At 70.9% G+C, this 6,925-nt stretch carries 8 protein-coding genes; 3 read left to right on the top strand and 5 right to left on the bottom strand.

The genetic code is table 11. The features are described 5' to 3' along the window. The first annotated feature begins 171 nt into the window (after positions 1-171). Complete coding sequence (locus tag ABEA43_RS36495; protein WP_345569155.1) at positions 172-780, top strand: response regulator transcription factor; 609 nt, start codon at positions 172-174, stop codon at positions 778-780. Here the strand turns inward: ABEA43_RS36495 and ABEA43_RS36490 are convergent. Then, a complete protein-coding gene (locus ABEA43_RS36490; RefSeq protein ID WP_345569153.1) occupies positions 721-2,817 on the bottom strand; it encodes a sensor histidine kinase in 2,097 nt (698 codons plus the stop codon). The genes ABEA43_RS36495 and ABEA43_RS36490 overlap by 60 nt on opposite strands. A gap of 9 nt (positions 2,818-2,826) precedes the next feature. Continuing rightward, the gene (locus ABEA43_RS36485) at positions 2,827-3,621 is read right to left on the bottom strand and encodes a universal stress protein (RefSeq protein WP_345569151.1); all 795 of its coding nucleotides are present in this window, start codon (positions 3,619-3,621) and stop codon (positions 2,827-2,829) included. Positions 3,622-3,700: 79 nt separating this feature from the next. Here ABEA43_RS36485 and ABEA43_RS36480 point away from each other — a divergent pair, with 79 nt between their 5' ends. Together ABEA43_RS36480 and ABEA43_RS36475 are read left to right on the top strand one after the other, a co-directional pair. Beyond that, positions 3,701-4,003: a hypothetical protein gene (locus ABEA43_RS36480; RefSeq protein ID WP_345569150.1), complete on the top strand. Its 303-nt coding sequence runs from the start codon at positions 3,701-3,703 to the stop codon at positions 4,001-4,003. Between the two features lie 96 nt (positions 4,004-4,099). Continuing rightward, positions 4,100-4,663, top strand: coding sequence for a phosphatase PAP2 family protein (locus ABEA43_RS36475; protein WP_345569149.1), 564 nt, complete (start codon positions 4,100-4,102; stop codon positions 4,661-4,663). Here ABEA43_RS36475 and pip read toward each other — a convergent pair. The 3 genes from pip to mscL form a co-directional block, all read right to left on the bottom strand. Next, the gene (gene pip / locus ABEA43_RS36470; RefSeq protein WP_345569148.1) at positions 4,617-5,588 is read right to left on the bottom strand and encodes a prolyl aminopeptidase; all 972 of its coding nucleotides are present in this window, start codon (positions 5,586-5,588) and stop codon (positions 4,617-4,619) included. The genes ABEA43_RS36475 and pip overlap by 47 nt on opposite strands. 36 nt (positions 5,589-5,624) lie before the next feature. Continuing rightward, positions 5,625-6,209 (bottom strand): hypothetical protein, encoded by a 585-nt coding sequence (locus ABEA43_RS36465; RefSeq protein ID WP_345569147.1) that lies wholly within the window; start codon positions 6,207-6,209, stop codon positions 5,625-5,627. A gap of 84 nt (positions 6,210-6,293) precedes the next feature. After that, positions 6,294-6,713: a large conductance mechanosensitive channel protein MscL gene (gene mscL / locus ABEA43_RS36460; protein WP_345569145.1), complete on the bottom strand. Its 420-nt coding sequence runs from the start codon at positions 6,711-6,713 to the stop codon at positions 6,294-6,296. Between the last annotated feature and the right edge of the window lie 212 nt (positions 6,714-6,925).

Genomic DNA, 6,925 nt, shown 5'->3' with positions numbered 1-6,925 from the left:
CCATGACGTCCTCATGAATTGGACACCCATGACGGCCTCATGAATTGGACACCCATGACGGCCTCATGAATTGGACACCCATGACGGCCTCATGAATTGGACACCCATGACGGCCTCATGAATTGGACACCCATGACGGCCTCATGAATTGGACACTGATAGACATGTTTCGTGATTCGCGTACTGCTTGCCGAAGACCAGGCGGTGATCAGGGGCGCCCTGGCGGCGCTGCTGGATCTGGAGACGGACCTTGAGGTCGTCGCGGCCGTCGAGTCGGGCGAGGCCGCGCTCGCCGAGGCGGCCGTGGCGCTGCCCGACATCGCCGTCCTGGACATCGACATGCCGGGCGCCATGGACGGGCTGGAGGCCGCCGCGGCCATCCACACGCGCGTGCCGTCCTGCCAGACGCTCATGCTCACCGGCTACGGCAAGCCCGGCCATCTCAAGCGAGCGCTAGCGGCGCAGGTGGGCGGGTTCATGCTGAAGACCGCGCCGCCGGAGGAGCTGGTGGCGGCCATCCGCAAGGTCGCGGGCGGCCAGCGGGTGCTCGACGCGGCGCTCGCCGTCACGGCCTGGGACCTGGCCGACAACCCGCTCACGCCGCGCGAGGCGGACGTGCTGCGGCTGGTGGCCGGCGGGGCCGGGGCGACGGACATCGCCGCGCGGCTCCACCTGACGCCGGGGACCGTGCGCAACTACCTCACGGCCATCGTGGCCAAGCTAAACGCCCGCAACCGCACCGACGCCGTCCGCATCGCCACCGAGTCCGGCTGGATCTAGCGACTCCCCGTACGTCACCCGGGCGTCGAGCTGGAACCAGCCGTCCTCGACGCTCGTGGTGAGCCGCCCGTCGAGCGTCGCCAGGCGCGTGGTCAGGTTGCCGAGCCCCGACGAGCCGCGGCGGGCCTCGGCCCGGCGGGCGCCGTCGTTGCGGACGCGCAGGCGGACCGTCCGGCCGTCGGCCGAGGTCGAGATCGAGCAGTGACGGGCGGTGCTGTGGCGCAGGATGTTCGTGACGGCCTCGCGCAGCACGGTGCTGAGCACGGTCTCGACCTCGGCAGGGAGCGCCGGGTGGGCCAGGTCGGCGGTGACTTCTACGCGGGCCGCCCGCAGGACGGAGGCGGCCGACTCGGCCTCGGCCTCAAGTGACAGGTCGCGCTGCTCGCCGGAGACCGAGCGCAGGTCGTGCCCGGCGCGCTCGGCCATGGCGATGACGTCGCCGAGCTCGGCCCTCGACCGCTCCTGCGGGAGCCGCCGGGCCAGCTCGCACTTGAGCAGGATGGCCGCCAGGCTGTGGCCGAGCAGGTCGTGCAGGTCGCGGGCGGCACGCAGGCGCTCTTCGAGGACGGCCGAGCGGGCCAGGCTCTCCCTGGCGGCCTTGAGCTCCTTGGCGAGCTGGGCCAGGCGCAGCAGGCTGTAGATCACCAGGCCGGTGACCAGGGTGTTGACGGTGACGTTCAGCCATTCGCCCGGCGGCAGGGCGTACGAGGAGGCGATGACGCCCGTGCCGGCCACGATGGCGGCGGTCAGCGGCCAGGCCACCAGCGGGCGGAACGCCAGCAGCACCGGGCCCGCGAGGAACCCCTGGACGCCCAGCCAGATCGGGCCGAAGACCGGGATCGGGGCGTAGGCGAGCACGGCCATCACGCCCAGCGCCGCCATGTGCCGCCCGGTGACGGACCTGAGCTGCATGACCACGATCGCGGCCAGGATCGCCCCGCCGGGCAGCAGCAGCCCCGGCGGGATGTGCAGCAGGCCCTTGACGCTGAACCCGATCAGCACGGCGGCCAGCAGCAGCACCGACACGTCGGTCGGTTCGCGGACCTCGGGCCCGCGGTGCGGCGCGGGCAGCACGGCTTCGACGGTGAAGCGGCCCTCGTCGGACAGGTGGCCGTCCAGCGTGCCGCCCGCCGCGCGCACCTGGGCGCGCAGGGCGTCCAGGCCGTCGTGCTCGGCCGTGCGCCGGCCGTCGTCGGTGACGCGCAGGCGAACGGTGCCGCCCGGCTCGCCCGTCTCGATCAGGCAGGTACCGGCGGTGCCGCGGCGTACGACGTCGGTGACGGCCTCCCGCAGCACCGCGGCGAGCAGCGCCCCCGCGGGCCCCAGCGGCTCGGTGTGCCCGGCCCGCACCTCGACGCCGATCCCCGCGGCCTCCAGCATCGCGCGAGCGGTGGTCAGCTCGGGGCCCAGCGACATCGCGCGGTAACTCGCCGCCGCGGAACGCGCGTCCGCCAGCGACCGCCGCGCCGCGTCCGTCACCTCGCCGAGCACCTCGGAGGCGCGGGCCGGCACGGCCAGCGCACGCCTGGCGCCCGCGACGATCACGGCCAGGCCGCGCCCGAGGCCGTCGCTGAGCTCGGCCGCGATGCGCAGCCGCTCCTCGCCCACCGCCGCCGCGGCCAGCGCCAGCCGGGTGGCGTGCATCTCGTCCACCCGCTCGACCAGCCGGATCAGCCCGGGGACGATCAACGTCATGAGCACCGTCGTGATCGTCAGGTCGAGCGTCGCGAGCGGGTCGCCGCCCCGCGCGTACGCGATCACGACCGCGCTGAACACCACCCCGGGCGCCAGCGCCCACAACCGGCCGGCCAGCAGCGAGCCCGCCAGGAAGCCGAGCATCACCACGGACGCGTCCGACCCCAGCGTCACCCAGTAGACGAGCACGGCCTGCGCGGCCAGCAGCCACCACGTCCTGGACCAGAGCGTGTACAGGCACTGCACCGCGAAGACGAGCACCGCGCCCGTGGCCCCGGCCAGGACGTACACACTGGACAGCGCGGCGAGCACGGCGATCACGATCAGACGGGCGGAGAGCACGGGCAAAGCCTAGGAGAAGCCCCTGGGAAGCACGGTCACGGGGCAGGAGGAGGCGCGCAGCACCTTCATGGCCAGCTCGCCGAGGAAGACCCGATGCGGCTGCGCGTCCTCGCTGGCCGCGCAGACCAGCAGCTCGCCGGGCAGCCACTCGATGTCGGTCAGCGCGGCCGCCACGTCGTGGCCCTCCGCCACCTCGGACTCGGCCTCGATGCCGGTGCTCTCCCAGGCGAGCCGGACCGCCAGCGCCAGGTCGTCCCTGAGCCTGCCCTGGTCCTCCGTGCGCAGGTCGAGCGTGATCAGCCGGAGCGGCACGCCGAGCCGCAGCGCGGCCTGCGCCACCCGCTCGACCGCCGCGTCGCACTGCGGCCTGTGCACGTAGGCCAGCGTGAGGCGGACGGGCTCGATGGGCGGGAGGTAACCGGCCGGCGCCAGCATGACCGCCTCCGACGACAGGTGCAGCAGGTGATCGGAGGTGGAGCCGATCGCGATCCGGCCGGGCTGCCCGCCGCCTGCCGAGCCGACCACGACCAGGTCGGCCCTGATCCGGCTGGCCAGCACCGACAGGCCACGGCCCGCGCCCCTGCTCTCGAAGGTGAGATATTCGGCCGGGGCCTGCCCCAGCTCCTCCGCCGCGTGCGCCAGGTTGGCCTGCGCCTCGACCGCCAGCCCCGGGCTGCCCGGCGGGTAGATGGTGGCGATGGTGAGCTCTCCGCCGGTCACGCGTGTGATCGCCGATCCGAGGGCGAGAGCGTCCCGCCCGCCCGGGTCCCCGCTGTAGCCGACGATCACGTGCGCTCCGATCACGAAGGCCCTCATACCCGCTCTGAGCTGGGAATACGCGGCCTCAACCGGAACGTTGCCCTCCTATGGAGGCGCAAAAACAGTGAAGATCACTCTTGACACCCGTTTCAACGGGTCTCTCGGCCCGGTCACCCTTCGTGAAGCGGTTCAGCAGCTCAAAGACCACGACCTGGCGTGCACGGTGTCCTCGGACGCCGTCGGGGTGAAGGTCAGCATCTTCTCCGACTGCGTGGAGCGCGGGTTCACCCCGCTCCGCAGCGAGATCATGGCCGCCTGCTACGTCGCCGAGTGCGACGCCACCACCGAGGCGTTCGATCGCGGGCTCATCACTCAGGGCGAGCTGGACATGAAGCAGGCCGCTCTGGCCAGCCAGTTCCTCACCTGAGGATCGGTCGTTAGGGCGAGGTTTTTGCCGACTTTCCGCCAAATGGTGGAGGCACTTGACGATCTTTGTTCGTAAGGTCGTGTCCACTCCCTCTTCATGGATTGGACACACGTGTACTACGACATCGTCGACTTCGCCCGCACGACGCCCGGGTGGTTGCACACCCTCGCGGAAGTCGGCACCGACGCCGGGCTGTTCCTGTTCGTGGCCCTGTTCGGGGTGGCCGCCCTCAGGGCGTGGCGGGCTCCGGCCCGCGACCTGGCGCTGGTGGTCGCGGGTCCGGCCGGTGTGGTGTTCGCGTACGTCGTGAGCGAAGTGGTCAAGACCTTCGTCAGGGAGGACCGGCCGTGCCGGGGCGCGGTGGCGACGATCGCCGCCTGCCCGCCGCCGGACGACTGGTCCTTCCCCAGCAACCACTCGGTGATCGCGGCGGGGGCGGCGGCCACGCTCGCGCTGGTGTGGCGCGCCCTGGCCTGGGCGGTGCTGCCGCTGGCGGCGATGATGGCGTTCTCACGTGTGTTCGTGGGCGTGCACTATCCGCACGACGTGGCGGCGGGCTTCCTGCTGGGGCTGGTGCTCGCGCCGCTGTTCGCGCTGCTGGTGGTGGGGGCTCTCACCCCTGCGGTACGCCTGGCGCGAACCCGTCTGTCGCCTCGATGAGCCGGTCCACGATGCCCGGCTCCGTGGCCGCGTGCCCGGCGTCGTCGACGATGTGGAAGGCGGCCTCGGGCCAGGCCTGATGCAGGTCCCAGGCGGTGGCCACGGGCGTGCAGGCGTCGTGACGGCCCTGCACGATCACCGCCGGGATGTGCCGGATCTTGCCGACGTCCCTGATGAGCTGATCGGGCTCGAACCAGCCGTCGTGGTGGAAGTAGTGGTTCTCGATCCTGGCGAAGGAGACGGCCATCTTGTCCTCGCCGAACTCCTCGATCAGCGCGGGGTCGGGCAGCAGCGTGATCGTCGCGGCCTCCCACTGGGACCAGGCCTTGGCCGCCGCAAGCCGGGCGTCGTCGTCCTGCCCTTCGAGCCGCTTGCGGTAGGCCGCGATCAGGTCGCCGCGTTCCTGCTCGGGGATGGGCGCCAGGAACGACTCCCATACGTCGGGGAACAGGTAATTGGTGCCTTCCTGGTAGAACCAGCGCAGTTCCTTCGGCCGCAGCGTGAAGATTCCGCGCAGCACCAATTCGGTCGTCCGCTCGGGATGGGTCTGCGCGTACGCCAGCGCCAGCGCGCTGCCCCATGAGCCGCCGAACACCTGCCACGTCTCGATGCCCAGATGCTCGCGCAGCCGCTCCATGTCGGCCACCAGGCTCCAGGTCGTGTTGGCGGCCAGGTCGGTGTCCGGGTCGCCGGCGTGCGGCCGGCTGCGGCCGCAGTTGCGCTGGTCGAACAGGACGATGCGGTAGAGCTCGGGGTTCCACTGGCGGCGCTGCTTGGCGGTGCATCCGCCGCCGGGGCCGCCGTGCAGCATCACGGCGGGCTTGCCGTCGGGGTTGCCGCAGACCTCCCAGTAGATCTGGTTGCCGTCGCCCACGTCCAGCAGACCGGACTCGTACGGCTCGATGGGCGGATAGAGGGTTCTCATGGCCCACGATCCTGCCGCATCCCCGACATGGGTCGTTCAGTCCGGGGGGCTCCACCGGTGGCGGGTCAGGAACGAGCGGTCGCCGGTGGCGTACTCGCTGAAGGCGTTCTGGACCTCCGCCAGCTCGGGCAGCACGGCGCGGACGAGCGTGCCCTCTTTGTACTCCAGCTCGTAGCCCGGTGAGACCTGCAGGAAGTGCCGGCCGAAGCTCACCAGGGCGACGAACGGGTTCTGTGGCGACAGGGTGGCCAGCACGTCGTGCACGAGCCCGAGGTCGGGGTCGTGCACGATCATCCCGTCGCCGGTGTGGAGCTGCATGCCGTCGTAGACGCCCAGCGGCGCCACGTTGTGCACGAGGTCGCGCTGCGGGTCGTAGCAGACCAGCCCGTGCGCCCGCGCGATGGTGAACACCTGCGCGGACATCTCGTCCATGGCGTCGAGGTCCATGGACACCAGCACGTGCCCCGGATAGAGCGTGAGCTCCCCGGGCAGCTCCTTGGCCACCTCGGGGGGCTCGGCACCGGCGACCGGATCGGCCCGCTTGACCGCCAGGTAGGTCGCCCGTGCCTGGTCCCTGCTGATCGGCACCGGCTCGTCCCAGACCATCAACTCAACGCTCATCGGTCCATCTTGCCGAACCGGTACCCCGGCCGCGCGCCACCGTGCCCAAGAGCCGGAAACCCGGACCGCACATTCCCGGCATACCTACCTGGGTTTCTCCGATTCCGGTACGAGCTCGACCGTGCAGCTCGCGCAACGGCGCGCCTCGACGGGAATGTCACTGAGGCATTCGGGGCACTCCTTGGTGGTGGCCGCCTTGTCGCCTTCGAACATGCTGATGAGCCGGCTCATGGGAGCGACGACCAGCCAGTAGACGACCCCGGCGATGATCAGGAAGGTGAGCAGGTGGTTGAGGAAGTCGCCGTACTTGAACCTGCTGCCGTTCACGGTGAAGGTGTAGCTGGCGAAGTCGGGTTGCCTGCCGCCGGTGATCGCGCCGATCAACGGCGTGATCAGGTCGGCGACGAGCGCCTGCACCAGCCCGCTGAAGGTGGCGCCGACGATCACCGCCACCGCGAGTTCGACGATGTTGCCGCGAAGTAAGAACTTTTTGAAACCGCCCATGACATCCGCATGTAGCCCGGATCCGACGGGGCAAACGGGCCAGGCGCATGCTGAGAGCGTGGGCCGCCTCCGGCACCGCGCCGCCGGGGGCGGTCCACCCCTGTCCGACCTTGGAAAAGGACGACGGGTAATGATCGGCCGAGCGTGGGAAGAACAAAGTGATCAGTGAGGCCCGGGCTTGTCCGGTGGAGCGGGGGAACGGAACATGGGGA

Source organism: Nonomuraea rosea (assembly GCF_039539705.1).
GTDB classification, from domain to species: Bacteria; Actinomycetota; Actinomycetes; order Streptosporangiales; family Streptosporangiaceae; genus Nonomuraea; species Nonomuraea rosea.
The sequence above is the reverse complement of the archived record's forward strand: the minus strand, read 5'-3'. Positions and strand labels throughout refer to the sequence as shown.